Source organism: Paraburkholderia caffeinilytica (genome assembly GCF_051027425.1).
GTDB classification, from domain to species: domain Bacteria; phylum Pseudomonadota; class Gammaproteobacteria; order Burkholderiales; family Burkholderiaceae; genus Paraburkholderia; species Paraburkholderia caffeinilytica_A.
In genome coordinates, this window is the sequence record NZ_CP186552.1 from 2,926,695 (window position 1) to 2,951,623 (window position 24,929).

Annotated in this window: 20 protein-coding genes; 2 read left to right on the top strand and 18 right to left on the bottom strand. The window is 62.5% G+C overall.

Annotated elements, in window-relative coordinates:
• Window positions 1-193 precede the first annotated feature (193 nt).
• Entirely contained in the window at window positions 194-469 is a 276-nt protein-coding gene (locus ACOSV0_RS12845) for a hypothetical protein (protein ID WP_434106542.1), read from the top strand.
• A 157-nt stretch (window positions 470-626) separates the two neighbouring features.
• On the opposite strand, the gene ACOSV0_RS12850 is transcribed toward ACOSV0_RS12845, so the two are convergent.
• From ACOSV0_RS12850 to ACOSV0_RS12860, 3 genes are all read right to left on the bottom strand, one after another.
• A complete protein-coding gene (locus tag ACOSV0_RS12850) occupies window positions 627-2,921 on the bottom strand; it encodes an ATP-dependent DNA helicase (RefSeq protein ID WP_434106543.1) in 2,295 nt (764 codons plus the stop codon).
• A 63-nt stretch (window positions 2,922-2,984) separates the two neighbouring features.
• Complete coding sequence (locus ACOSV0_RS12855; RefSeq protein WP_028199545.1) at window positions 2,985-3,203, bottom strand: DUF465 domain-containing protein; 219 nt, start codon at window positions 3,201-3,203, stop codon at window positions 2,985-2,987.
• 136 nt (window positions 3,204-3,339) lie between these two features.
• Window positions 3,340-4,263 (bottom strand): hypothetical protein, encoded by a 924-nt coding sequence (locus ACOSV0_RS12860; RefSeq protein ID WP_434110267.1) that lies wholly within the window; start codon window positions 4,261-4,263, stop codon window positions 3,340-3,342.
• Window positions 4,264-4,696: 433 nt separating this feature from the next.
• Here ACOSV0_RS12860 and ACOSV0_RS12865 point away from each other — a divergent pair, with 433 nt between their 5' ends.
• Entirely contained in the window at window positions 4,697-7,039 is a 2,343-nt protein-coding gene (locus tag ACOSV0_RS12865) for a Tex family protein (protein WP_434106545.1), read from the top strand.
• A 153-nt stretch (window positions 7,040-7,192) separates the two neighbouring features.
• Here ACOSV0_RS12865 and ACOSV0_RS12870 read toward each other — a convergent pair whose 3' ends face one another.
• From ACOSV0_RS12870 to ACOSV0_RS12940, 15 genes are all read right to left on the bottom strand, one after another.
• The gene (locus ACOSV0_RS12870; protein WP_434106546.1) at window positions 7,193-9,079 is read right to left on the bottom strand and encodes a potassium transporter Kup; all 1,887 of its coding nucleotides are present in this window, start codon (window positions 9,077-9,079) and stop codon (window positions 7,193-7,195) included.
• Between the two features lie 335 nt (window positions 9,080-9,414).
• Complete coding sequence (locus tag ACOSV0_RS12875) at window positions 9,415-10,005, bottom strand: phosphoribosyltransferase (RefSeq protein ID WP_097389666.1); 591 nt, start codon at window positions 10,003-10,005, stop codon at window positions 9,415-9,417.
• Window positions 10,006-10,008: 3 nt separating this feature from the next.
• Window positions 10,009-11,355, bottom strand: a complete 1,347-nt coding sequence (locus ACOSV0_RS12880; protein ID WP_434106547.1) for an adenylosuccinate synthase — start codon at window positions 11,353-11,355, stop codon at window positions 10,009-10,011.
• Window positions 11,356-11,557: 202 nt separating this feature from the next.
• Window positions 11,558-12,709 (bottom strand): ATP phosphoribosyltransferase regulatory subunit, encoded by a 1,152-nt coding sequence (locus ACOSV0_RS12885; protein ID WP_434106549.1) that lies wholly within the window; start codon window positions 12,707-12,709, stop codon window positions 11,558-11,560.
• A gap of 286 nt (window positions 12,710-12,995) precedes the next feature.
• On the bottom strand, window positions 12,996-13,187 hold the full coding sequence (locus tag ACOSV0_RS12890; RefSeq protein ID WP_054041860.1) for a DUF2065 domain-containing protein: 192 nt from the start codon (window positions 13,185-13,187) through the stop codon (window positions 12,996-12,998).
• 44 nt (window positions 13,188-13,231) lie between these two features.
• Window positions 13,232-14,134: a protease modulator HflC gene (gene hflC / locus ACOSV0_RS12895; protein WP_434106551.1), complete on the bottom strand. Its 903-nt coding sequence runs from the start codon at window positions 14,132-14,134 to the stop codon at window positions 13,232-13,234.
• A gap of 12 nt (window positions 14,135-14,146) precedes the next feature.
• Window positions 14,147-15,529, bottom strand: coding sequence for an FtsH protease activity modulator HflK (gene hflK, locus ACOSV0_RS12900; RefSeq protein ID WP_434106552.1), 1,383 nt, complete (start codon window positions 15,527-15,529; stop codon window positions 14,147-14,149).
• Window positions 15,530-15,578: 49 nt separating this feature from the next.
• On the bottom strand, window positions 15,579-16,766 hold the full coding sequence (gene hflX, locus ACOSV0_RS12905; protein ID WP_063497996.1) for a GTPase HflX: 1,188 nt from the start codon (window positions 16,764-16,766) through the stop codon (window positions 15,579-15,581).
• A gap of 58 nt (window positions 16,767-16,824) precedes the next feature.
• Window positions 16,825-17,061 carry an RNA chaperone Hfq gene (gene hfq / locus ACOSV0_RS12910; protein WP_006051315.1) on the bottom strand — a complete coding sequence of 79 codons (237 nt, stop codon included), beginning with the start codon at window positions 17,059-17,061 and terminating at the stop codon, window positions 16,825-16,827.
• Between the two features lie 165 nt (window positions 17,062-17,226).
• A complete protein-coding gene (gene der, locus ACOSV0_RS12915) occupies window positions 17,227-18,564 on the bottom strand; it encodes a ribosome biogenesis GTPase Der (RefSeq protein ID WP_434106554.1) in 1,338 nt (445 codons plus the stop codon).
• A gap of 438 nt (window positions 18,565-19,002) precedes the next feature.
• Window positions 19,003-20,148, bottom strand: coding sequence for an outer membrane protein assembly factor BamB (gene bamB / locus ACOSV0_RS12920; protein WP_434106555.1), 1,146 nt, complete (start codon window positions 20,146-20,148; stop codon window positions 19,003-19,005).
• 75 nt (window positions 20,149-20,223) lie between these two features.
• Complete coding sequence (locus tag ACOSV0_RS12925; RefSeq protein ID WP_434106556.1) at window positions 20,224-20,853, bottom strand: YfgM family protein; 630 nt, start codon at window positions 20,851-20,853, stop codon at window positions 20,224-20,226.
• A gap of 78 nt (window positions 20,854-20,931) precedes the next feature.
• Complete coding sequence (gene hisS / locus ACOSV0_RS12930) at window positions 20,932-22,272, bottom strand: histidine--tRNA ligase (RefSeq protein ID WP_434106557.1); 1,341 nt, start codon at window positions 22,270-22,272, stop codon at window positions 20,932-20,934.
• Window positions 22,273-22,292: 20 nt separating this feature from the next.
• On the bottom strand, window positions 22,293-23,609 hold the full coding sequence (gene ispG, locus ACOSV0_RS12935; RefSeq protein WP_434106558.1) for a flavodoxin-dependent (E)-4-hydroxy-3-methylbut-2-enyl-diphosphate synthase: 1,317 nt from the start codon (window positions 23,607-23,609) through the stop codon (window positions 22,293-22,295).
• Window positions 23,610-23,695: 86 nt separating this feature from the next.
• A complete protein-coding gene (locus ACOSV0_RS12940) occupies window positions 23,696-24,826 on the bottom strand; it encodes a helix-turn-helix domain-containing protein (RefSeq protein ID WP_434106559.1) in 1,131 nt (376 codons plus the stop codon).
• Window positions 24,827-24,929: the final 103 nt, after the last annotated feature.

Below are 24,929 nucleotides of genomic sequence, written 5' to 3' on the forward strand. Positions count from 1 at the left end.
TGAGAAAGACAACGTATTGACCCCGGATTTATGGATTGTCAGTACGAAAGTGCATATAATTTCCGCCCAAGCCGTAGGGAAGATTCTAGCTCGTCAAAAGAGCGTCTCCACCAGCGGCCCAGGTCGGTGTTGGAGCACATTACCGGTATTATTTTGCGCTGTTGCTTACCTTTAACCATAAAAGGACGTGATCATGAAGAAATCCCTCCTCGTAGCATCCCTGTTGGCAGTTGTGGCACTGGCTGCATGCAACAAGAGCAGCGATCAGGCAGCTACGACCGCAGCTAGCGACGCAACGGCTGCTGCCTCGGCAGCAACGGCCGCCGCTTCGGACGTTTCGGCTGCTGCTTCGGGTGCGGCTGCTGCTGCGAGCGATGCTGCTGCTTCGGCTACGGACGCTGCTTCGGGTGCGGCTGCTGCTGCAAGCGACGCTGCTGCCGCTGCTCCGGCTTCGGGCGCAAGCCAGTAAGCTGTCGCATAGGGTTCGATAGGGTTCGCCTCTGGGCGAGAACTACGCGGAAAATCAGATTTGATTTTCCGCGTAGTAAAGCAAAACGCCACGGATTCACATCCGTGGCGTTTTGTCATTTAAGCGCCGCTTTTTACAACGGCCTGTAATGGATAACTTATTCGGCTGATGTTGCCGGTGTTGCGCGCTCTTCGAAGAACTCGCGTACGACTTCGATCTCGCGGGTGCGTTTAAATGGCGGCAGGCTCTGCCATATACGGCGCCCATACGGTTTGTCGACGAGACGTGTGTCGCAGATCATCAGCACGCCGCGATCGGTCTCAGCGCGAATCAGACGGCCTGCGCCCTGCTTGAGCGTAATCACGGCCTGCGGCAACTGATGGACCGCGAACGGGCTCAAACCCTTCTTCGTCAGCGCATCCAGACGCGCCGACAACACCGGGTCATCGGGCGGCGCAAACGGCAGCTTGTCGATCACGACGAGCGAAAGCGCATCGCCACGCACGTCCACGCCTTCCCAGAAACTCTGACTGCCCACCAGAATCGCATTGCCGTACGTACGGAAGCGGTCGAGCAATTCGGTGCGGCTCGCGTCACCCTGCACGAGCAACGGATAATCCCAGCCGCGTGCCTCGATGGTGTCGCGCAATTTGGCCGAGATGCGGTCCACCGCGCGCAACGTCGTGCACAACATGAATACGCCGCCGCCCGACGCCTCGATTGCGGGCAATGCAGCGTCGAACACGGCGTCGGTGAACATCGGCGACGAAGGCTGCGGCAAATTGCGCGGCACGTACAGAAGCCCTTGCGTCGGATAGTCGAAGGGACTCGGCAGCGTCATCGACCGTTTTGCGTTCAGGCCCATCTGCGCCGCATAGTGCGTGAAGTCGCCCCGCACCGACAAGGTCGCCGACGTGAAGATCCACGCGCGCGGCACGCCGGCGCGCTGCTTCGCGAAGATCGGCGCGACCGACAGCGGCGTTTCATGCAACTGCACCGTATGCGCGAAGACTTCGATCCAGCGCACCTTTTCATTCGGGTCGGCACGCTCGGCCTGGGCGTCCGCCGAGGCCGCATCAGCGGCTGCACGTTCGGTCTCCGTGGGCGGTGTCGTCCAGCCCGCGAGCACGCCTTGCAACTCGCGCGCGCGGCGCAAACACGCACCAATCGATTCGGCTCGCTCGGCCTGACCGGCCAGCGCCGAGGTCAGCGCGTCGAGCTCGGTTTCAAGCGTTTCGAGCGCGGGGAACAAGGGATGATCGTCGGGCAACTGACCGATCGACAAACGCACCGAATCTTCCTTGAATGCAAGCCGCACGTCACGCGCCGCGCGTTCGAGCGTCGAGCCGAGCTTCACCCAGTCAACCGATTCACGCGCGTGACCGAGGCCCTCCGCCACGGAATCGCGCGCGAGCTCGAGAAACTGTGTGGTGGAAAGCGTCTCGCCGAAAAACAGCGTCGCGGTTTCCGGCAGTTGATGCGCTTCGTCGAAGATGACGGTGTTCGCCGTTGGCAGCAACTCGGCCATGCCGGTATCGCGCAACATGATGTCGGCGAAAAACAGATGGTGATTGACCACGACGATATCGGCCTGTTGCGCCTCGCGACGCGCCTGCATCACAAAGCACTCCTTGTAATGCGGGCACTCCTGGCCAAGACAGTTTTCACGCGTGGACGTGACCATCGACCACACCGCCGCCGTTTCCGGCACGCTCGCGAGTTCGGCCTTGTCGCCAGTGCGCGTGATCTTGGCGAAGCGAATGATGTCCTGCAGATACGAGGTTTCCTGGCGCGACGGCAGACGGCCGTTATCCGCCGTGCGCTGCAGATAGTAGTGGCACAGGTAGTTCGCACGGCCCTTGAGCATGGCCACCGATACCGGCACGGCAAGCGCGTCGCGCACGGTCGGAATGTCGCGCTGAAAGAGCTGATCCTGCAAATGCTTGGTGCCGGTGGAGACGATTACCTTGCCGCCCCACAACATGGCCGGCACGAGATACGCGTAGGTCTTGCCGGTGCCGGTACCCGCTTCCACGATCAGCGTGTTTTCGCTGCCGTCGAGACCGTTCGCTTCGTCGTTTTCCGCGGTGTCAGCGGGCGCATCCGCGCCTGACGCTTGCAGACGTCGCGCCGGACGCTTTTGCGCTTCGAACATCGCAGGCTCGGGCATCGCGCGCCCCGATGCTTCCATGGCCGCCGCGACGGCGCGCGACATCTCGATCTGCGACGCGCGCGAGCGATAGCCGTCGATCTGACGCGCGAGCAGGCCGTTCTCGGCGAAGATATCGTCCAGCTCGGTGACGCGGCGTGGGTTCAACGACGCGGAGAGCGCAGACGCGGGAGGACGCGGCGCCGGAGTGCCGGCCACCGGAGCGCCGGCCGCCGGTACGCCGGCCGCCGAAGCGTCGTCGCCCGCCGTGGCGCGGGGTGAAGTTTCAAGCGGTGAATTCAAGGCAAGCGTTTCCTGCAAAGTCCGGCGCGCGCGGCGCGACCCGGCACCTGCCAGGCCGCGAATTCAGGCGCGTGCGTCCGGTTCGAGCTGCAATTGCAGCAAGATGATGGTGTCCTTGACTTTGAGTTTGCGCTTTTTCAGGCGCTGCAACTCGAAGTCGTCGATGCCGGGCTCATCCGACATTCGGTCGATCAAACGATCGAGCCCACTATGCTCCGATTCCAGTTGCAGAATACGGTCGCGAAGTGTGTCCGCGGTGATGACGTGATGTTGATCGCGCATGCTCGCCTCCTCTCGTAAGCGGCACGGGCGGCGTGGTGCAGCCCGTGCCGGAGGTTGCTGTCCGGCTTTAAATGCGTTACGGCGACTACGGTACTTCGCTCCTGCAACCCTACCAGAGACAAACACAGCGCAGCAATTACTGTTGTTGCTGCTGCTTCTGCTGCTCTTCGAGTTCCTGCTGCTGCTTCAACTGATCCTGACGCTTCTGCTCGGCTTTCTCGGCCGCCTGCTTCTGGCGCGCTTCGACGTCGGCTTTGTGTTGCGCCGCATCGGCCTGCTTCTTCTCAAAGGTCTGCTGCTTCTCGACCCGCTCCTGAGCCTTCTGCGCACCCTGCTGACGCGCCTCGGCGAGCTTGCGCTGGAAGTCGCCCTGTTTCTGGTCGTAAGCCTGCTGGTTAGCGGCGGCCTGCGACGGACTGACGCCGCGCTGCGCCTGATCCAGTGCATGTTGTTGCAGCTTCTGCTGATAGGCTTGCGCGTTGGCGTCGCGCTGCGGCGCTTCGGCAGCGCGCTGCGCCTGGTCGAGCTGGTGCTGGCGTTGCTTGTCTTCGTAGGCCTGGGCGTTGCGTGCGTCGTCGGCGGCGCGCTGCGGCGCGTTCGCTTCGTCTTGCGCGCGTTTGAGCGCCGTCTGCTCGTCACGCTCACGCGCGCGCTGGACACGCTGCTCGCCGTCGAGCGCGAGCTGTTCCTTACGGATATCGGCCTGCACCGAGCGCATGCTGTCGCGCGCCTTGTTCAGACAGTGGTTGACGAGAAACTTACTGTAGCAATCGTGCTCGGCGACCGCGTAACGGTAGTTGTTTTCCTCGGTGCGCTGATCCAGGACCTTCTGCCGCGCGTCGAACGCGCTGTCGGGCGATGCCGTGCTATCGGCATTCTCCGCGTTGCCGCCATTGCCCCCGTCCTTGACACTCGTGCCGCTCGTTGCCCCCGCCCCTGAAGCGGCTACCGGCGCAAGACTGCTGGCAGCTTCGAGCGGCGCCGCGGATTGCGCCACGGCCGGCGCGGACATAGCCAGCGCAACCGCCATCACGCATGAGGCGCACGAAGCGAAAAACATTCCGCGGGACGGAAACGCTGACTGGAACACGGGCCGCGACGCCGACAGGCGCGATGTCAGAGACATACCCGCAGACATACGCGGCGATCGCGACACATTCAGTGACAGAAAAGACGGCAATTGTGACAAGCGAGAGACCAAGCGGGAGCCCAGGCGGTTGAGGGACAAGGAGGTTGGCAACGTCGTAAATGGTCAACGGAACATGCCTGAAATTCTATCACCCCGCGGTTGAGCCCTTTGGCATTTATGGCAAAATGCCCCGCTCCAGCAACCTGGTCGCAGCGCGCACGCCCAGCGTGCACCGGCTTGCCCGGTGTGCGCCTGGCATGTGTCTGGCATGTGTCTGGCATGTGTCTGGCATGTGCCGGACGTGTGCCAGGCGTGTGCCATTCCCGCGCGACCTTTGATTGAGTAGCAGGAACACCAAGACCTTATGACGGAAACCGTAGCACTCAAGATCGTACAGCGCATCGCCGCCGAACTGTCCGTCCAGCCGCGCCAGGTCGCGGCCGCGGTGCAACTTCTCGACGAAGGAGCGACTGTTCCGTTCATCGCCCGCTACCGGAAGGAAGTGACCGACAATCTCGACGACACGCAACTGCGTAACCTCGAGGAACGCCTGCTGTATCTGCGCGAGCTCGAGGAGCGGCGCGCCACGATCATCGCGAGCATCGACGAACAGGGCAAGCTCACCGACGAGCTGCGCACCGCGATCGAAGCCGCCGACAGCAAGCAGGTGCTGGAAGACCTGTATCTGCCGTATAAGCCGAAGCGCCGCACGCGCGCGCAGATCGCCCGCGAAGCCGGCCTGCAGCCGCTCGCCGACGCACTGCTGGCCAATCCCCTGCTCGACCCGCAAATCGAAGCCGCTGCCTACGTGGACGCCGAGAAAGGCGTCGCCGACATCAAGGCCGCGCTCGACGGCGCGCGCGACATCCTCTCCGAACAGTTCGGCGAAACCGCGGATCTGCTCGGCAAGCTGCGCGATTACCTGTTCAACCAGGGCGTGGTGTCGTCGAAAGTGGTCGAAGGTAAGGAAACCGCGGAAGAAGAGAAATTCCGCGATTACTACGATTATGCGGAGACCATCAGGACTGTGCCGTCGCATCGCGCGCTGGCCCTGTTCCGCGGCCGCAATGCGGGCGTGCTGATGGTCAAGCTGGGTCTCGGCGAAGAACTCGACGCGCAGGTGCCGCATCCGGGCGAAGCGCTGATCGCCCGTCACTTCGGCATTGCCAATCAGAACCGCCCGGCCGACAAGTGGCTTTCAGATGTGTGCCGCTGGTGCTGGCGCGTGAAGGTGCAGCCGCACATCGAAAACGAACTGCTCACCAATCTGCGCGACGAAGCCGAACACGAAGCGATTCGCGTGTTCGCGCGCAATCTGAAAGACTTGCTGCTGGCCGCGCCGGCAGGCCCGAAGGCCGTGATCGGCCTCGATCCGGGCATGCGTACCGGCGTGAAAGTCGCGGTGGTCGATCGGACCGGTAAGGTGCTCGCCACCGACGTGATTTATCCGCACGAGCCGCGCCGCGACTGGGACGGCTCGATTGCGAAACTGGCGCGCATCTGCGCACAGACGCAGGCCGAGTTGATCAGTATCGGCAACGGCACGGCGTCGCGCGAAACGGACAAGCTGGCGAGCGAACTGATCGCGCGTCATCCGGAGTTCAAGCTGCAGAAGATCGTCGTCTCCGAAGCCGGCGCGTCGGTGTACTCGGCTTCCGAACTCGCCGCGAAGGAATTCCCGGACATGGACGTGTCGCTGCGCGGCGCCGTGTCGATTGCGCGCCGTCTGCAGGATCCGCTCGCGGAACTGGTGAAAATCGAACCGAAGGCAATCGGTGTCGGCCAATACCAGCATGACGTGAATCAGCGCGATCTGGCCCGCTCGCTCGACGCGGTGGTCGAAGATTGCGTGAACGCGGTCGGCGTGGATGCCAATACGGCGTCGGTCGCCTTGCTCGCGCGCGTGTCGGGTCTGAACGCCACGCTCGCTCGCAACATCGTCGATTATCGCGATGCAAACGGCCCGTTCCCGTCGCGCGAACATCTGCGCAAGGTGCCGCGTCTGGGCGACAAAACCTTCGAACAGGCCGCCGGCTTCCTGCGCATCAACAATGGCGAGAACCCGCTCGACCGCTCGTCGGTTCACCCGGAAGCGTATCCGGTCGTGGAACGCATGCTCGCGAAAATCAGCAAGCATGTCGGCGAAGTGCTCGGCAATCGTGACGCGCTGCGCGGCCTGTCGCCCACGGAATTCGTCGACGAACGTTTCGGCCTGCCGACCGTGCGCGACATTCTGCTGGAACTCGAAAAGCCGGGCCGCGACCCGCGCCCCGAGTTCAAGACCGCGACCTTCCGTGAAGGTGTCGAGAAAGTCAGCGATCTGACGCCGGGCATGGTGCTGGAAGGCGTTGTGACGAACGTGGCGGCCTTCGGTGCGTTCATCGACATCGGCGTGCATCAGGACGGTCTGGTGCACGTGTCGGCCATGTCGACGAAGTTCATCAAAGACCCGCACGAAGTCGTCAAGGCCGGCCAGATCGTCAAGGTGAAGGTGCTGGAAGTCGACGTGAAGCGCCAGCGTATCGCGCTGACCATGCGTCTGGACGACGAGTTCGGCGCGGCAGCGGCGCCACGCAGCGGCGGCGGCGCCCAGCAGGATCGCGGCCGTTCCTCTGGCGGCGGGCGCGGCGCGCAGCAACAGCGTTCGCGCGAGCCGGAAGCAGGCGGCGCAATGGCCGCCGCCTTCGCCAAGCTCAAGCAGAAGTAAGCGGGTTCGTCGGTGCGTGATGCGCTCACGCACTGACGTCCACTAGATCGAGCGGCAAAAAAAAGCCCACGCAATTGCGTGGGCTTTTTTTATCTTTTCGCTTGCAGCGCCTTCACATGCAAGGCGCGTGCGAACCTCGATCCGTCGCGCTCATCAGATCTCGATTTTCGTGCCCAACTCCACCACCCGATTAGCGGGAATGCTGAAGAAATCGGTCGGTTTCGCGGCGTTCTGATGCATCCATGCGAACACACGTTCGCGCCACACCGACATGCCCGGCAACTGCGTCGGCACCACCGTTTCGCGCGCAAGGAAGAACGACGTGTCCATCATCTCGAAGGTCATGTCGTGCGTGCGGCCCACCTCCAGCAGCACCGCCTTCACGTCAGGCGTTTCGTTGAAACCGTACGCCGCCTTGACGAGGTACAAGCCGCCGTCGAGATCCTTTACCGTCACGCGTTCAGCATCCTTCACATACGGGATGTCGAGCGTCATGAAGGTCAGGAAAATGGTGCGTTCGTGCAGCACCTTGTTGTGCTTCAGGTTGTGCAGCAAGCTCACCGGTACGAGCGAATCGCTGCCCGTCAGATAGATCGCCGTACCCGACACGCGATGCGGCGGGTGCGCAAGCAAGCCTTGCAGGAACGGCATGAGCGGAATACCGTCGGCGGCCGTGCGCTCCTTGACGATCATCCTGCCCTTGAACCACGTCATCAGCAGGAAGAACAGCAACGCGCCGATGCCGAGCGGCAGCCAGCCGCCCTCCGCAACCTTGAGCAGGTTGGCGCCGAAAAATCCCAGGTCGACCGCCATGAACACGCCGATGATCAATGCCACGAGGAGCTTGTTCCAGTTCCACACCTTCACCATCACGACGCAGGCGAGGATCGTGGTGATCACCATGGTGGCCGTCACCGCGATACCGTACGCGGCGGCAAGGTTATCCGAGCTCTTGAACGCGATCACGATGCACAGAATGATGAACAGCAGCATCCAGTTCACCACCGGCACATAGATCTGGCCGATCGCCAGTTCCGACGTGTGCAGGATCTTCATGCGCGGCACGTAGCCGAGCTGGATCGCCTGGCTCGTCAACGAATAGGCGCCGGAAATCACCGCCTGCGAAGCGATCACGGTCGCCACCGTCGACAGCACCACGAGCGGCAGCAATGCCCAGTCCGGTGCGAGCAGGAAAAACGGGTTTTCGATCGCCTTGGGGTCGTGCATCAGCAGCGCGCCCTGGCCGAAGTAGTTCAGCACCAGCGAAGGCATCACGAGGAAATACCAGGCCATGCGGATCGGCTTGGCACCGAAGTGGCCCATGTCGGCGTACAGCGCTTCGGCGCCGGTCAGCACCAGCACGACCGAGCCGAGCACCACGTACGCCTGCAGCACGTGCGCCGCCATAAAGGTGTAGGCGTAATACGGGTTAAGTGCGCGGATCACGTTCGGCGACTGCAGAATGTGCCACAGACCCAGCGCGGCGAGCACCAGGAACCAGAGCACCATGATCGGACCGAACAGGCGGCCGACGGTGGCCGTGCCGTGCCGCTGAATCCAGAACAGCAGCACGAGGATCACCATGGTGAGCGGCAACACCAGATGGGACAGATGGGGCGCGGCGATCTCAAGACCTTCGACCGCCGAGATCACCGAAATGGCCGGTGTAATCACCGCGTCGCCATAAAACATGCAGGCGCCGAAGATGCCGAGCATCATCAGCAAGCCGGCCATTTTCGATTTCTCGTTGAGAGAGCGCAGCGCCAGCGCCATCAGCGCGAGAACGCCGCCTTCGCCGTTGTTGTCAGCGCGCATCACGAACAAGACGTACTTGATGCCGACCACGATCACGATCGCCCAGAACAGCAGCGAGATCACGCCCAGAATCGATTGATCGGTCAGCGGAATGCCATGTGACGGACTGAAAGCTTCTTTCAGCGAGTACAACGGGCTCGTGCCGATATCGCCGAACACCACTCCGATCGCGGCAATCGCGAGGGAAGGCAGAGGCTGCTTGTGCACGTGATTGTTATCTGTCATAGACGCGAGGAAATCCGTTCCCTGAGCGGAAAAAACGACCGCTATTCTAAACTGCCCGCCTAGCGCCGCCCGGCTTGTTGTGGATACACCACGTGGATGGTCCGCGAAGTGTAGCACTGCGATTTGGGCGCGTCTGCTGCGTCGGACCTTTCATTCATGCAGGCATGCGCGTTTTGCGAGGTGCCGTTCGCAGGACACGCAGCGGCGCCTATTCGACGCGCATTTGAGGCACATTTAAGACACTTTCGAGGCACAAAAAAACGGAGCCCAATGGGCTCCGTTCCGCAGACACTGCACCGGGCTACGACGCAATAAGTACGGCGTCGTAGCGCGCATCACGTGCCCGACGATTCCTGCTCCTGCTGCATACCGCGCTTGATCCACGCACCGAGGTTGTGCGGACGAACCGTGTCCCACTCCTCGAACGGCTGATGAATCCACGGATTGGTCGGCAGATACTGCACGTGGTAGTCGGGCTTCACTTTCGAGCAGCCCTTGTACCAGAGCACCGCCGAGCGCACCGCGGTGATCGCCGGATAGCGTTCCTTCAGATGCTGCTGTACGCGCGCCAACGTCACGCCCGAATCGACCAGGTCGTCGACCAGCAGCACGTTGCCGTGCAACTCGCCGCGCGTCATCGTGATGTATTGCGCGATGTCGAGCTCGCCCTGCTCCGTGCCGGCCGCTTCGCGGTACGAACTGGTGGCGAGAATCGCCAGCGGCAGATCGTAAATACGCGAGAGTTGATCGCCGACGCGCAAACCGCCCCGCGCGAGGCACAGGATCTTGTCGAACTTCCAGCCCGACTCGTGCACCTGCAACGCCAGCAGTTCGATCAGCCGGTGATACTCGTCCCAGCCGACCCACAGATTCTTGTCGTCGTTGCGCGGGTCTTTCATCGCAATCATGGGTACACCTTGCACCATGGCTTAAACCTTGAACGGATGACGAAGCAGAATCGTTTCATCGCGATCCGGACCGGTCGACACCATGTCGATCGGAATGCCCGCGACTTCCTGCACACGCGTCAGATACGCACGCGCGGTGGCCGGCAGCTTGTCCCATTCCGTGATGCCGACCGTGCTTTCCTTCCAGCCTGCGAAGGTTTCGTACACCGGTACGCAACGCGCGACTTCCGATGCGCCACGCGGCAGCAGGTCGACGTTCTTGCCGTCGACCGTGTAGCCGACGCACAGCTTCACTTCGTCGAGACCGTCGAGCACGTCGAGCTTGGTCATGCACAGACCCGACACGCCGTTGATCTGGATCGAGCGGCGCAGCGCGGCGGCGTCGAGCCAACCGGTGCGGCGCGGACGGCCGGTAACCGAGCCGAATTCCTTGCCGACCTTGGCGAGTTCCAGGCCGATCGGTTCCTGACGCGCGGCGTTGTCCGCGTCGTACAGTTCGCTCGGGAACGGGCCAGAACCGACACGCGTGCAATACGCCTTGGTGATGCCGAGAATGTAGTTCAGCTTTTGCGGACCGACGCCTGCACCCGCGGTAGCCGCACCGGCCACGCAGTTGCTCGACGTGACGAACGGATAGGTGCCGTGGTCGATGTCGAGCAGCGTGCCTTGCGCGCCTTCGAACAGCAGATTGTTGCCGGCTGCGTTTTCGTCGTACAGACGGCGCGACACGTCGGTCACCATCGGCTTCAGACGGTCGGCATAGCTCAGCATCGTGTCGAGCGTTTGCTGGAAGTCGACCGCGGCGACGCCCAGGTATTGCGTCAGCACGAAGTTGTGATAGTCGAGGTTTTCACGCAGACGTTCGGCGAAACTCTCCGGCTCGAACAGGTCTTGCACGCGCAAACCACGGCGCGCCACCTTGTCTTCGTAGGCCGGGCCGATACCGCGGCCGGTCGTGCCGATCTTGCTCGCGCCACGGCGCGCTTCGCGGCCCTGGTCGATAGCAATGTGGTACGGCAGAATGAGTGTGGTGGCTTCGGAAATGAAGAGGCGATTCTGAACGTCGACCCCGGCGGCTTCGAGCTCGCCAATTTCCTTGAACAGCGCTTCCGGCGACAACACGACGCCATTGCCGATGTAGCACGCGACGCCGGGATGCATGATGCCCGACGGAATCAGACGCAAGATGGTTTTCTTGCCGCCGATGATAAGCGTGTGACCGGCATTGTGACCGCCCTGGAAGCGAACGACGCCTTGAGCGTGGTCCGTCAGCCAGTCGACGATCTTGCCCTTGCCTTCATCACCCCACTGGGTTCCCACGACGACGACGTTGCGCCCGGGGTTCACATTCACTGCGCTGGCAGACATGTTGTTTCGTAAGCTGGTTAAAAACGTATTCTACCTATGTTCGCGGAACCTTCCGAATTTTTCCGTTTCCGCTCAACGGTATGCACGTTATGGTGGGTATAGGGGAAATAGCGCGGCGAGTGGCCGCGCCGGGTCAGGCGACGCTTTGGACGCCTTCTGAAATGCCCTTGGGACGCCCCTCAGGCGATCTATCGATTCGCGCTCAGGAACGGGGTTCGACGACCCACGCGCCGTTGCGCTCGACCAACACGCGGTCGCAGGCGAACTCGTCCAGATCGTGTTCGTGGCCAGGCAGCGCCTGGATCACGACTTCTCCGGCATCACGCAATGCGGCGACGCTCACGCGCAGCGCGTCGTCGTGCTGCCACGGCGCGAGAATCGCGCTGCTGCGGGCTTCGACGGGCGAAATGCGAGCGACTTCGCGCAGGTCGAGCGAAAAGCCGGTGGCCGCGCGCGCGCGGCCGTAGGCCTGCCCGACGTGGTCGTAACGGCCGCCGCGCGCAACCGCGTTCGGCACACCGTCCACGTACGCCGAGAACATCACGCCGCTGTGGTATGCATAGCCACGCAAATCGGCCAGGTCGATCATGACTTCGGCGCCGTCCACCTGGCTCGCGAGGAACGCGAGGTCGTCGAGCGCGCGGGCGATGGCCGGTGCGTTCGGCAAACGTGCCCGCGCTTCGTCGAGCACCGACGCGTCGCCGTAGAGCGTGGGCAGCGAGCGCAACGCGTCGCGCGTGACCGGCGTGAGATTGGCGGTCAACTCGACGAGGCGCGGCACATCCTTGCCGGCCAATGCGTCGTAGAGCGATTGACCCAACTCGGCAGCAGCAGGCTCCGCGTCGATCAACGCGGCGAGCACGCCTGCGTGACACAAATCGAGCCGCACTTTCGCGAGGCCGGCCAGACGCAGCGCGTCGAGCATCAACTGCTGGATTTCCAGATCCGCTTCGAGACCGGCGTGACCGTAGATTTCCGCGCCGATCTGGATCTGCTCACGGGTGGCGTGCAGGCCGCGCGGACGCGTATGCGCCACATTGCCGGCATAGCAAAGACGCGTCACGCCCTGGCGGTTCAGCAGGTGCGCGTCGATACGCGCGACCTGCGGCGTAATGTCGGCGCGCAGACCGAGCGTGCGCCCGGACATCTGATCGACGAGCTTGAACGTGCGCAAATTCAGATCGTGCCCGCCGCCGGTGAGCAGCGACTCGATGTATTCGAGCAGCGGCGGCATCACCATCTCGTAGCCGTACGAGCGGAAACGGTCCAGCAAATGGCGCCGCAATTCTTCGATCTTGCGGGCTTCCGACGGCAGCACGTCGGCGATATTCTCGGGAAGTAACCAGGTCGACATCGATACAGTCCTACGACGTTGGAACACGGCGGCTGAGGGCGCCGGAAAATGTATATGAATGGCGGGCGACGGCTCTATTCTGGCGGCTATCGCGGGCATTATGGGCATTGCGGGGGTATCGGAACAACCCTTCGCGCCCTTAGCCCTTTTAGCTCGTTTAGCTCTTTTAGCCAGCTTCCTGGCCTGCGCCGCTGAAAGCTCGCTGTTGCCACACCGCTGATGCCACTCAGACGGAGACGGGGCCAACGCAACGGCGCGCAGCGGTGGCACTTATGATGCAGCGCCTTCAGGTCACGATAAACAGCAAGATCAACCCGAGCACCATCACGACCAGCCCGCCGACGCGAATCTGATGCGGGGGCCGTTCCGCTATTTTACGGAACGTGTCACGCCAGGCGCTCGGAAAAACGAAGGGAAACATCCCTTCGATAATCAGCATCAATGCGATCGCGAGCAGTAACGAGCCGGCTATGTCCATGCGAATGAAGGGGCCGCGATGCGGATGCCGCGGCGTTCCGGTTATCAGTGTTTGCGCGGTACCGCGGAAGCGTCCGGGGCGGTGCCACCGGTCGGGCTACGCATGAAGCGGAAGAACTCGCTGCTCGGGTCGACCACGATCACGTCGCCTGGCTTGAAGGTGTTCTTATACGCTTGCATGCTTTGATAAAACTGGTAGAACTGCGGGTCGCTGCCGTACGCTTCGGCCGCGATTTCCGCTGCCTTGGCATCGCCTTCGCCCTTGATGGTTTGCGCCTGACGATAGCCGTCGGCGAGAATCGCCTGTTGCTGGCCGACGGCGTCTGCCTTGATCTGATCGGCTTCGGCCGAGCCCTTCGCACGTTCGTCGGCCGCAGCCTGCTCGCGTACGGCGATCATCCGCTTGTAGACCGAGTCGGCCATCGCTGCAGGAAAATCGACACGCGTAAGTTGCACGTCGAGCACCGAAACGCCCAGCGACGCCGCGGCTTTATCCATCGTGCCGCGTGCTTCGTCGGCAATGGCTTGTTGCTTCGCAAGCGCGTCGGTCAGCGTGACCTTGCCGAATGCGTCGCCGAGCGCGCTGCGCGACAGCAGCGCGAGGCGGTCCGCCAGACTTTGCACGTCGCCGCGGGTTTCGGCGAGCAGCTTCAGCGGATCGGTCACGCGGTATTTGATGACCGGATTGGCCAGCAGATCGGTCTTATCCGACGTGACATAGCGATCCTCATCCGGCGCGTCGAGCGACTGGATGCGGTTATCGACCAGCGTGACCGTTTGCAACGGCGGCGGCAGCTTCACGTGCAGGCCCGGACCGAGCAAAACGGGCGCGGTGTCCCCATGTGAGGACAGCACAGCCATATGCCGCTGGTCGACCACGAATACCATCGACGATGCGGCGAACAGCACGATGACGACGGCAACAACGAGCGCAATGATCTTGTTCATGATGTGCGCTCCTTATTGAACGTCGTCTTCACGCATACGGCTGCGGAAGGAGTCGCGTGAACGCAGTGCGTCGCTGCTGGCCGCGGCCTGGCTGGCAGGCGTTGCGACCGCGGCAGGAGCGGAAGCAGCGGCAGACGGCGCGGCAACGCTGCTCGCAGCTTGCGGCACGGCAGCACCCGCCGCAACGGCAGCGCCGGAAGCGGCCGCCGCAGCGTCAGCCACGCGCTGGCGGGTCTGTTCGACCAGCTTGTCGAGCGGCAGATACAGCACGTTGTTGCCGCTCTTGCTGTCCACAAACACCTTGGTCGTATTCGAATAGATCTGCTGCATGGTTTCCAGGTACATGCGTTCGCGAATCACCGCGGGCGCTTTCGAGTACTGTGCGTAGACCTGCTTGAAGCGCTCAGCGTCGCCTTGCGCCTGGGCCACGGTCTTGTCGCTATACATTTTCGCGGCGTCGATCTGGTTCGCGACGTCGGCTTGTGCGCGCGGCAGCAACTCGGCGGCATAAGCCTGCGCCTCACGTTTGGCGCGCTCGTTGTCCTGACGTACTTTGGCGGCGTCGTCGAACGCAGCCTGCACCTGGTCGGGCACCTGCACGCCCTGGATCGTCACACCGGTCACGGCGAGGCCGGACTGGTATTCATCCAGAGATTGCTGAATCGACGTCATCAGCTGCTGGCGAATTGTTTCGCGATCCTGATAGAGGATGTCGTTGGTGCTGCGCGCGCCGACGATGCTGCGCACCGCCGCCTGCGCGGCCTGCGTCACGCTCTGCTCGGGATCGACACTGCGGAAAAGATAGTCGGTCGGCTTGCTCACCTGATACTGCACGGCAAAGCGCACGTCGACGATGTCGGCGTCGTGCGTGAGCATCGACGCATCCTTCACGTTGGCAAGACGCACCACGTTGTTACGGCCGATCTCCACCTGGCGGATCTGGCCGATATTGACGAGCTCATGCGCTTCGAACGGATACGGCAGGCGCCAATGCACACCCTGCCCCGCGGTGTAACGATACTTGCCGAACTGCATCACGACACCGGCCTGGCCATCCTGCACGACGAACACGCCGCTGCCGAGGTAGATCGCGATCAACACGCCGATCACAATGCCCACGCCGATGCGCGCGCCGCGACCGTTGTCCGGACGGCCACTGCCGCCCGCGCCGCCGCCCTTGCGGCCGAACACCCGGCTCAAACGGCGGTTGAAATCGCGCCACATCTCATCGAGATCGGGCGGCCCTTCACCGTCCTTGGCCGGCGGACGCTTGGGTTCGTTGGGTCGTTGGCGCTCGCCATTGCCATTGCCGTCGCCCCGGCCCCAACGCGGATCGTTCAGTGACAGCATGGCGCGCATGCGCAGCCAGATACTCCGCTCGTTGTAATCGTTCACCTGTGTTCGTTCACCAGAGTAGACAGCGGGTCAGTGCAATTGGAGCGGGTCAGTGCCCGAGTTCTGAGACCTTACGGTCCTCGCGTGGTGCTGCCGACCGGTCTTCTTCCGATAGATCGACCAGCGTATCGGAGAGAGGTTCGGCAGTAGCGATTTCAGCGATGGCAGCGCGCAATGTATCCAGCCCTTGCCCCGTGCGCGCGCTCAAAAAGACGCGCGAAATATTACCATACTCATCCCGCTCGACCGCGTCGCCACGGGCCGCCAACTCAGGCACGGCGTCGATCTTGTTGAACACCAGCACCTGACGGATCGTGTCCGCACCGATTGCGTGCAGCACCTCGTTCACCTGATCGATCTGATCGAGACGCACGGCGCTCGACGCGTCGACCACATGCAGCAGCAGGTCGGCGTGGATGGTTTCCTCGAGCGTGGCGCGGAAAGCCGCCACCAGTTGGTGAGGCAATTCGCGGATGAAACCCACCGTGTCGGATACCACCACCTGGCCGGCCTCGTCGCCGAGATAGACGCGGCGGGACGTGGTATCCAGCGTGGCGAACAGCTGGTCGGCGGCGTACGCCTGGGCCTTCGTCAGCGCATTGAAAAGTGTGGATTTGCCCGCGTTCGTGTAGCCGACGAGCGACACGGACATGGTCTGGTTACGGCTGCGCGCGCGGCGCTGCGTGCCGTGCTGACGGCGCAGTTTTTCGAGCCGGGTTTTCAGCGCCTTGATGCGCTCGCCAATCAAACGGCGGTCGGTTTCGAGCTGTGTTTCGCCAGGGCCGCGCAAACCGATACCGCCTTTCTGGCGTTCAAGGTGGGTCCATGCGCGGATCAGTCGCGTCGACAGGTACTGCAACTGCGCGAGCTCCACCTGCAGCTTGCCTTCGTGGCTGCGGGCGCGTTGCGCAAAAATATCGAGGATGAGGCTGGTGCGGTCAATCACCCGGCGATTAAGCGCCTGCTCCAGATTGCGCTGCTGCGCAGGTGCCAGAGCGTGATTGAAAATGACGAGTTCGATGTCGTTCGCCTCACAGGCAAGACGCAATTCTTCGGCCTTGCCGCTGCCGACGAACATCTTGGCATCGGGACTGGACCGGCGCCCCGTGAGGGTGACTAAGGGATTCGCGCCCGCGCTTTGCGCGAGCAGGCTGAGTTCTTCGAGACTGGCTTCGAAATCGATCTTACCGAAGTCGATGCCGACAAGCGCTGCATTGATCAAATTGGAGGGTATCAAAATGAGGCGGCCGGGAGTAATCGCCAACGGGCGACGCTACGCCGGCCGCGACGGGGGGTTAGGACTGTTCGGAATCCGGGTGGAAATTCACCGGACGGGCCGGCACGACCGTAGAAATTGCGTGCTTGTAGACCATCTGGGTGACCGTATTCCTGAGCAACACGACGTACTGGTCGAACGATTCGATGTTCCCTTGAAGCTTGATGCCGTTGACCAAGTAGATCGACACCGGCACATGCTCTTTACGCAGTGCGTTCAAAAACGGGTCTTGTAACAATTGCCCTTTGTTGCTCATAGCAAACTCCGTATTTTTTTGCAGGTTGACTAAATTGACGACGAAGAAAAAGAGATCCGCCGTCAACCGCTACACTATAGCCGATTTTCATTTTTGCGCGAGCGGGCTGGCCTGACGGCCAAACCCAACGCACACGCGGGTTTCAGCCTGGGGTTAGCCTAGATTTCAGCCTTTGTCCGCGTAAGGGTTCGTCGACGATCTGAACTCTATGCGCAATGGAGTCCCAGTCAGCTTGAAAGTTTCCCGGAAGCGGTTTTCGAGGTAGCGTTTGTACGTTTCGGTGATCGCGTCGAGCGCGTTACCGTGAATCACGATGATCGGCGGATTCTGTCCGCCCTGGTGCGCGTAACGCAGTTTCGGGCGCACCGGACCGCGTCGGCGCGGCTGCTGGAATTCCACCGCATCGATCAGCGCGCGCGTCAACTTCGGCGTCGGCAGCTTGGCCATGGCGGCGGCGTAGGCGGAGTCGACCGAGCGCATCAGCGGGCCGATTCCGGTTTTTTCCGCCGCGGAAATGAAGTGGAATTTGGCGAAGTCGAGAAATTTTAATTTGCGCTCGAGGTCCGCCTTGGTGCGCTCGCGCACATGCGGATCGAGGCCGTCCCATTTGTTCACCCCCACCACCAGCGCGCGGCCCTGCTCCACCACGAAACCGGCGATGTGGGCATCCTGTTCCGAGATGTCCTGCTGCGCGTCGAGCAGCAGGATCACGACGTTCGCGTCCGAGATCGATTGCAGCGTTTTCACCACCGAGAATTTCTCGATCGCTTCGAACACCTTGCCGCGGCGGCGCAAACCGGCCGTGTCGATCAGCGTGTACGGCTTGCCCTGACGTTCAAAGTCGACGTAGATCGAATCGCGCGTGGTGCCGGGCATGTCGAACGCGATCACGCGCTCCTCGCCCACCAGCGCATTGATCAAGGTCGACTTGCCGACGTTCGGCCGGCCGACGATCGCGATCTTCACGCCGCGCGTTTCTTTTTCCTCGTCGCTTTCTTCCGGCTGCCCGGCGTACGCGACGCCAAGTGCGTCATTGATCATTTCGGTGACGCCGTCACCGTGCGCCGCGGAAATCGCGCGCGGATCGCCGAGGCCGAGTTCGTAGAAGTCGGCCGCCACCATGCTGTACTTCATCCCCTCCGCCTTGTTGACGACGAGGAAGATCGGCCGGCCGACCTTGCGCAGATAGTCGGCAATCGTCTTGTCCTGCGGCGCGAGGCCGTTGCGACCGTCGACGATGAACACGACGACGTCCGATTCCTCGACCGCCTGGCGGGTTTGACGCGCCATCTCGTGCAGGATGCCTTCTTTCGCGACCGGCTCGAAACCGCCGGTATCGACGACCAGATACGGCCGGTCACCGGCGCGACCTTCGCCGTAGTGGCGGTCGCGGGTAAGACCGGGCAGGTCGGCAACCAGCGCATCACGCGTACGCGTGAGACGGTTGAATAGCGTGGATTTCCCCACATTGGGGCGCCCAACCAGGGCAATAACGGGTTTCATCAGATGTTGTTCACGGTGAAACGCGGGATCGAAATCGACCGGCCGCGTAGCGACGCCATGCGGCCGCTACACGGCAGCGTTTGACGAAAATTATCACGAATTCGGCCAGCCCCGGATGTGCTGTCAATATGCGCACCCGGGCGGACGGGGGTTTGGCTGTATGGGGCGGCGCCAATGGGCCGCCAGGCTCAGTCTTTCCTGCTCAACGGCTCGCACGCCCGTTCGATACGATTCTCCGCCGTATCGACGAAATCTACGAAGGCGCCGCTGAAGGTGGCGCCGCAAGCAGCCACCGATGGCCACCTGGGCCGTTTCTGATCCGACTTGCCGGACCAGCCAGTCCGGCGGAATATTTCTGGTTACTCTGCTGCACTACAAAAACGCGCGCGGCCGGCAAAGCCGGCCTGCACGCTTGACTACCTACTATGGCCTGCGCGATTAGCGCGGGCGATAGCCGTACAGGTCGCCGTCGTGCGTCTGCACAACCAGCGTCTCGCCGGCCAGCACCGGTGCCGCGGTAATCGGGGTGCCGTCGGTCTTCACACGGGCCACGAGTGTGCCGTCGTCGCGCGACAGGAAGTGCACGTAACCCTGATAGTCGCCCAGCACGGCGGCGTGACCCAGGATATACGGGACGCCGAGTTCGCGGTTCTTCAGCTTGTCGTTCTTCCACAGCGGCGCGCCGCTGCTGACGTCGAACGCCGACACCACCGACCAGTCGTCGGCCGCCACCACGGCGCGGTCATCCTGCGCCAGGCCGCTCGTGCTCGAGAACGCTTTTTCCCACAACGCGCGGCCCGAGTTCGCATCGAAGCAGCCAATCTGACCCTGGAACGTCACCGCGCAGGTTTCCGAACCGACCAGCGTGGGCGGGCCTGTCACGTCATTGATGCGCTCCACTTCCGTCACGCCCTTCGGATACGACACCGGCGTTTGCCAGTAGTTGTCGCCCGTCTGCACATTGATCGCGGCGAACGCGCCACCCGGGAAACCGGCCAGCACAGCGGCATCGCCCGCGAACGTCATGCCCGACGAGACGCGCAGATTGAGCGGCACCGCGCGGTTGCGGTAGTTCCACTTCTGCTCGCCGGTTTGCGCGTTGAACGCGACGATCTGACCGTCGACCGTACGCACCACCACGAGGCCATTGCCGACCAGCGGCGGCGAGATGATTTCGCCAGGCGCCTTGGCGGTCCACAACTGCTTGCCGTCCGCGCCGAGCACGTAGACATCGCCCTTCAGGCCGCCGACCGCCGTGAGCGTGCCGTCGCTGCCGACACCCGCCGACAGATCGTCATGCAGCTTGATGCGCCAGATGTCCTTGCCGGTCTGCGCGTCGATCTTCGCAACCGAGCCGTTCGCGCCGGCCGCGTACACCGCGTTGCCGACGGCGACCGGCGAGAACAGGTAACGACCCGCCTTGCCCACGCTTGTCTTCCACGCCTGCTGCACGTCGAGCACGGGTTTGAACTCGGTGAGCGGCGTCGGCACGCGGCGCTCGTCTTTCGTGGATGAGCAAGCCGCCATGGTGAGGACGGTCATCGCACAGGCAACGGGCACAGCGTAACGTTTCAGCAGATTCATCGGTGGACGAAGCATTCAGGAAATAAATTAAAGGAGACCGGTTGGTCGTGTCATGCGGCGCGCTGCATGCGGCGATCAGCCGCCCAGCGCATCCAGCTTGAACTGTATCAACTGACGAGCCGAGCTATCGTTTTTCGACAGCGAGTCGAGCGCGAGCTTGTAAGCCGTGCGCGCATCGTCACGCTTGCCTTGAGCAGCAAGCAGATCACCGCGGCCGTTCGCCACAATGCCCTTGAACGCATCGGACTGCGGTTCGGCGAGCAGTGCGAGGCCCTGATCGTACGCCTTGTCGTCGAGCAGCAGCGAAGCCAGACGCAACTTGGCGATCTGCTTGAACTCGTCGTCTTTCGCGTTATCGATGGTCCATTGCAACTGGGCCTTCGCGGCGGCTTCGTCGCCTGCTGCGTACAGCGCCTTGGCGGCGCCCAGCGCGGTCATCTGCGCATACGCGGTACGGCTGAACTTGTCTTCCATGTCGGCGGCGACCCGCGTGATCTTCGCCTTGTCGCCCGATGCCACCGCTTGCTGCACCTGGTCGTACAGCACCGCGGCTTCCGCCGCCTGGCGCCGCTGCCAGAAATTCCAGCCGTTCCAGCCCGCTGCGGCGACCAACGCCACCAGCACGATCCACGTGGTGGCATTACCCCACTGCGTCCACCATGCTTTCAGACTTTCAATCGATTCTTGTTCGTCGTGGTAACTCATCGCCCGGCGATTTCCTCTTTCTTGATACGTGTGCGTGTCGAGCCTGATTGGCAGCCAACCGGCTCGACGACATCGCGATCAGTCGTCGCCGTCTTCGGCGGTTGCAACCATCGCATTGATTAGAAATTCGGTCAAGTCTTGGGCGGGCACATTATGTTGCTCGTTTTTACCGCCGTTAGAACTTGTATCACGGAGCGGTTTGACGCCGACCGTGCCGTTGGCGATCTCGTCTTCGCCGAGAATCACCGCGAATGCCGCGCCGCTCGCGTCGGCACGCTTCATCTGCGACTTGAAGCTCGCCGTCTGGCCGTCCGCGCTGCAATGCAGGATGACGTCGAGCCCCGTATCGCGCAAACGCTCCGCGATGATAAAGGCCTGTTCGCGCGCGGCGTCGCCCTGATGGACCACGTAAACGTCGCAACCTTCATCTTCCGGCACGAGCTGCTCTTCTTTCAGCAACTCGAGGATACGCTCAACGCCCATTGCCCAGCCACAAGCGCCCGTCGGCTTCCCGCCGAGCTGTTCGATCAGCGGATCGTAACGGCCGCCGGCCGCGACCGTGCCTTGCGCGCCGAGCTTGTCGGTCACCCATTCGAACACGGTCAGATTGTAATAATCGAGACCGCGCACGAGACGCGGATTGATCGTGAACGGAATGTTGTTCGCCTTCAGGATGCGCTGCAGGCCTTCGAAATGCGCGCGCGATTCTTCGCCGAGAAAATCGATCAGTTTCGGTGCGTTCTGCGCGACTTCCTGCATGGCCGGATTCTTCGTATCGAGCACGCGCAGCGGGTTCGTGTACAGACGGCGCTTCGCCTCTTCGTCGAGCACGTCCATGTGCTTTTCGAGGTAAGCGATCAACTCGACGCGATGCGCCGCGCGCTCTTCCGCGAGACCCAGCGAATTGAGTTCGAGCTTGATACCGATCAGGCCGAGGTCGTCCCACAAACGCTGGCACATCATGATGATTTCAGCGTCGGTGTCCGGGCCGGCAAAACCCAATGCTTCCACGCCGACCTGATGGAACTGCCGGTAACGGCCGCGCTGCGGACGCTCGTGACGGAACATCGGGCCGATGTACCACAGGCGCTTCGGACCGTCGTACAACATGTTGTGCTCGATCGTCGCGCGCACCACTGCAGCCGTGTTTTCCGGGCGCATTGTCAGATTTTCACCGTTCAACGCGTCGGTGAAACTGTACATTTCTTTCTCGACGATATCGGTCACCTCGCCGATACCGCGCTTGAACAACTGCGTATGCTCGATGATCGGCGTACGGATATTCTGGTATCCGTACGAACGCAGCATCGACTTGACGGTCGCTTCAAAAAACTCCCACAGCCCAGCTTCCTGCGGAAGGATGTCGTTCATGCCCTTCACGCCGGACAACTTTTCAAGCTTTTTCTTCTGTTCAGTCATCTGTCTTCGATTGACGGTTTTTAGTTGAGTGCTTCGGCGCGGCCATAGCGGCGCTCGACGTAGTCACTCACGATTTGCTGGAATTCTTGCGCGATGTTGTCACCGCGCAGCGTCTTGACCTTCTCGCCGTCGATGAACACCGGCGCGGCCGGATTTTCGCCCGAACCCGGCAAGCTGATGCCGATATTCGCCTGCTTCGATTCACCCGGACCATTGACGATGCAGCCCATCACCGCGACGTGCATCTTCTCGACGCCAGGATACTGATCACGCCATACCGGCATCTGCGTGCGCAGATAGGTCTGGATTTGCGACGCCAGTTCCTGGAACAGCGTGCTGGTGGTACGGCCACAACCCGGGCACGCGATCACCATCGGCGTGAACGAACGCAGGCCCATGGTCTGCAGAATCTCCTGACCGACGATCACTTCACCCGTGCGCGGGCCGCCCGGTTCAGGCGTCAGCGAGATACGGATCGTGTCGCCAATGCCTTGCTGCAGCAGCACCGACAACGCAGCCGTTGACGCCACGATGCCCTTCGAACCCATACCCGCTTCGGTCAGACCAAGATGCAGCGCGAATTCGCAACGGCGTGCGAGTTCACGATACACCGCGATCAGATCCTGCACGCCGCTGACCTTGCACGACAAAATGATCTTGTTGCGCGGCAGGCCGATTTCGACCGCGCGCTCCGCCGAACCAATCGCCGACTGGATCAGCGCTTCGTACATTACGCTCTGCGCTTCCCACGGCGTGGCGCGCGCGGCGTTTTCGTCCATCATCTTCGCGAGCAGATCCTGGTCGAGACTGCCCCAGTTGACGCCGATCCGCACCGGCTTGTCGTACTTCACCGCCGCTTCGATCATTTGCGCGAACTGCGTGTCGCGCTTCGCGCCGTGGCCGACATTGCCCGGGTTGATCCGGTACTTCGACAGCGACTCCGCGCACGCGGGGTAATCGCGCAGCAGCAAATGGCCGTTGTAATGAAAATCGCCGACCAGCGGCACCGACACGCCCATGCGGTCGAGCTGCTCGCGAACAGCCGGCACGGCCGCCGCCGCTTCCGGCGTGTTGACCGTGATACGCACCAGCTCCGAACCGGCTTGCGCCAGTTCCTTGATCTGGATCGCCGTGCCGATCGCGTCCGCGGTGTCGGTGTTGGTCATCGACTGCACGCGCACCGGTGCATCGCCGCCGATGGTGACGAGCTGGCCGCCCCAGCGGACATCGACCGCGTGCGACTTGCGCCGCGCAGCGTGGCCGCCGAACACCGGCTCGTTTGAAACGATCTTGCTACTGGATTGGGATTGAGCTTCGGATTGCATCGAAAAACCCATTTACGCCGCAGGCGTTACACAAAAAATGTAGCGCCTGAATTGAAAAAGCGCCGCGACCCGGTTGGCCGCGACGCATACCGTATCTATCAAGGCAACGCGAAGCGCGCAACGTTGCCCTTGGCTGCCGAATATTTCGCCGGATCGACCGGCTGGCCATCGAGGGTAAGCGACTCGAGACCCGCCTTGTTGCCGACCGTAATCTTGAAAGGCGCGGCTCCCGTCACTTCCTTCGTGTCGCCCGCGTGCACGAGGCCGGAGAATACCTCCTTGCCGTCCTTGCCACGCACGCTGAACCAGCTATCTTGCGTCACGCGCAACGCGACAATCGCCTCACCTGCAGCCGGCGCCGCCGTGTCCGGCGCGCCTATCGCGGCAACCACCGGCGCGCTCGCGCCTTGCGCCGCGGCTTGCGTCTGCTGGGCCTGAACCTGCGGCCCTGCCTTCGGCGCGACCGCTGCGGCCGTGACAGCCGGCGCGGAAGACGGCGCCGTACCGGTCGCCAGCGGTGCAGGCATCGGTATAGCTGACGCTGCGTTATCCGTCGCGGCCTGCGTTTCCGGCGCTGAAGCGGCGTCTTCCGCCGTTGCCTCGGAACTTGCCGCCTGACCTTGCGCCACCGCGCCCGATGCTCCGGTCGCGCCGCCTGCGGCGCCGTTAGCGCTCGCCTTCAATCGTGCGAGCCATGCCGACGACTCGCCGCCATTGGTATGCCACATGCCGAGCGCGATCACCGCGACGATCACCGCCGCAATGCCCCATAGCCATGAGCGGCTCTTTTGCCCGCTGCCGCCCAGCGACAGCGATACACGGCCGCGCGGCAAATCCTTGCCGGACGAAGCCGGCATCGACAGATCCGGCGCGGGCACACCCTTCTCGCGGCGCAAAGCCTGCGTGAACGGCGTGGGATCGGCGCCGAGCATCTTTGCGTAGCTGCGCACCACGCCAAGCGCAAAGGTCGTATCCGGCAAATGGCTGATGTCGCCCGATTCGAGCGCACGCAACTTGGCGACGGACACCTTCAGCCGCGCCGAGACGTCTTCGATCGTCCAGCTCTTCGACTCACGCAATTGGGTCAAGCGCGCGCCAACCGCTGCCAACGAATCCAGACCCGTCAGGTCCGGTTGCGCAACAGGCTGCACCACCGCCCGCGCGACCGGCGCCGGATGGCCTTCGTTTGCGTCTGTGTCATGCGGCTGCGGGTGCTGCGGCTCACTCATCCCAAATCCTTTCGCGTCGATTCTTTTTCACTTGTGCAACCCGGATCGGCCAAAGCCTCACGCCCGAATCGCAGACCGTTTATAACAAAATGCGCGGCCTTGT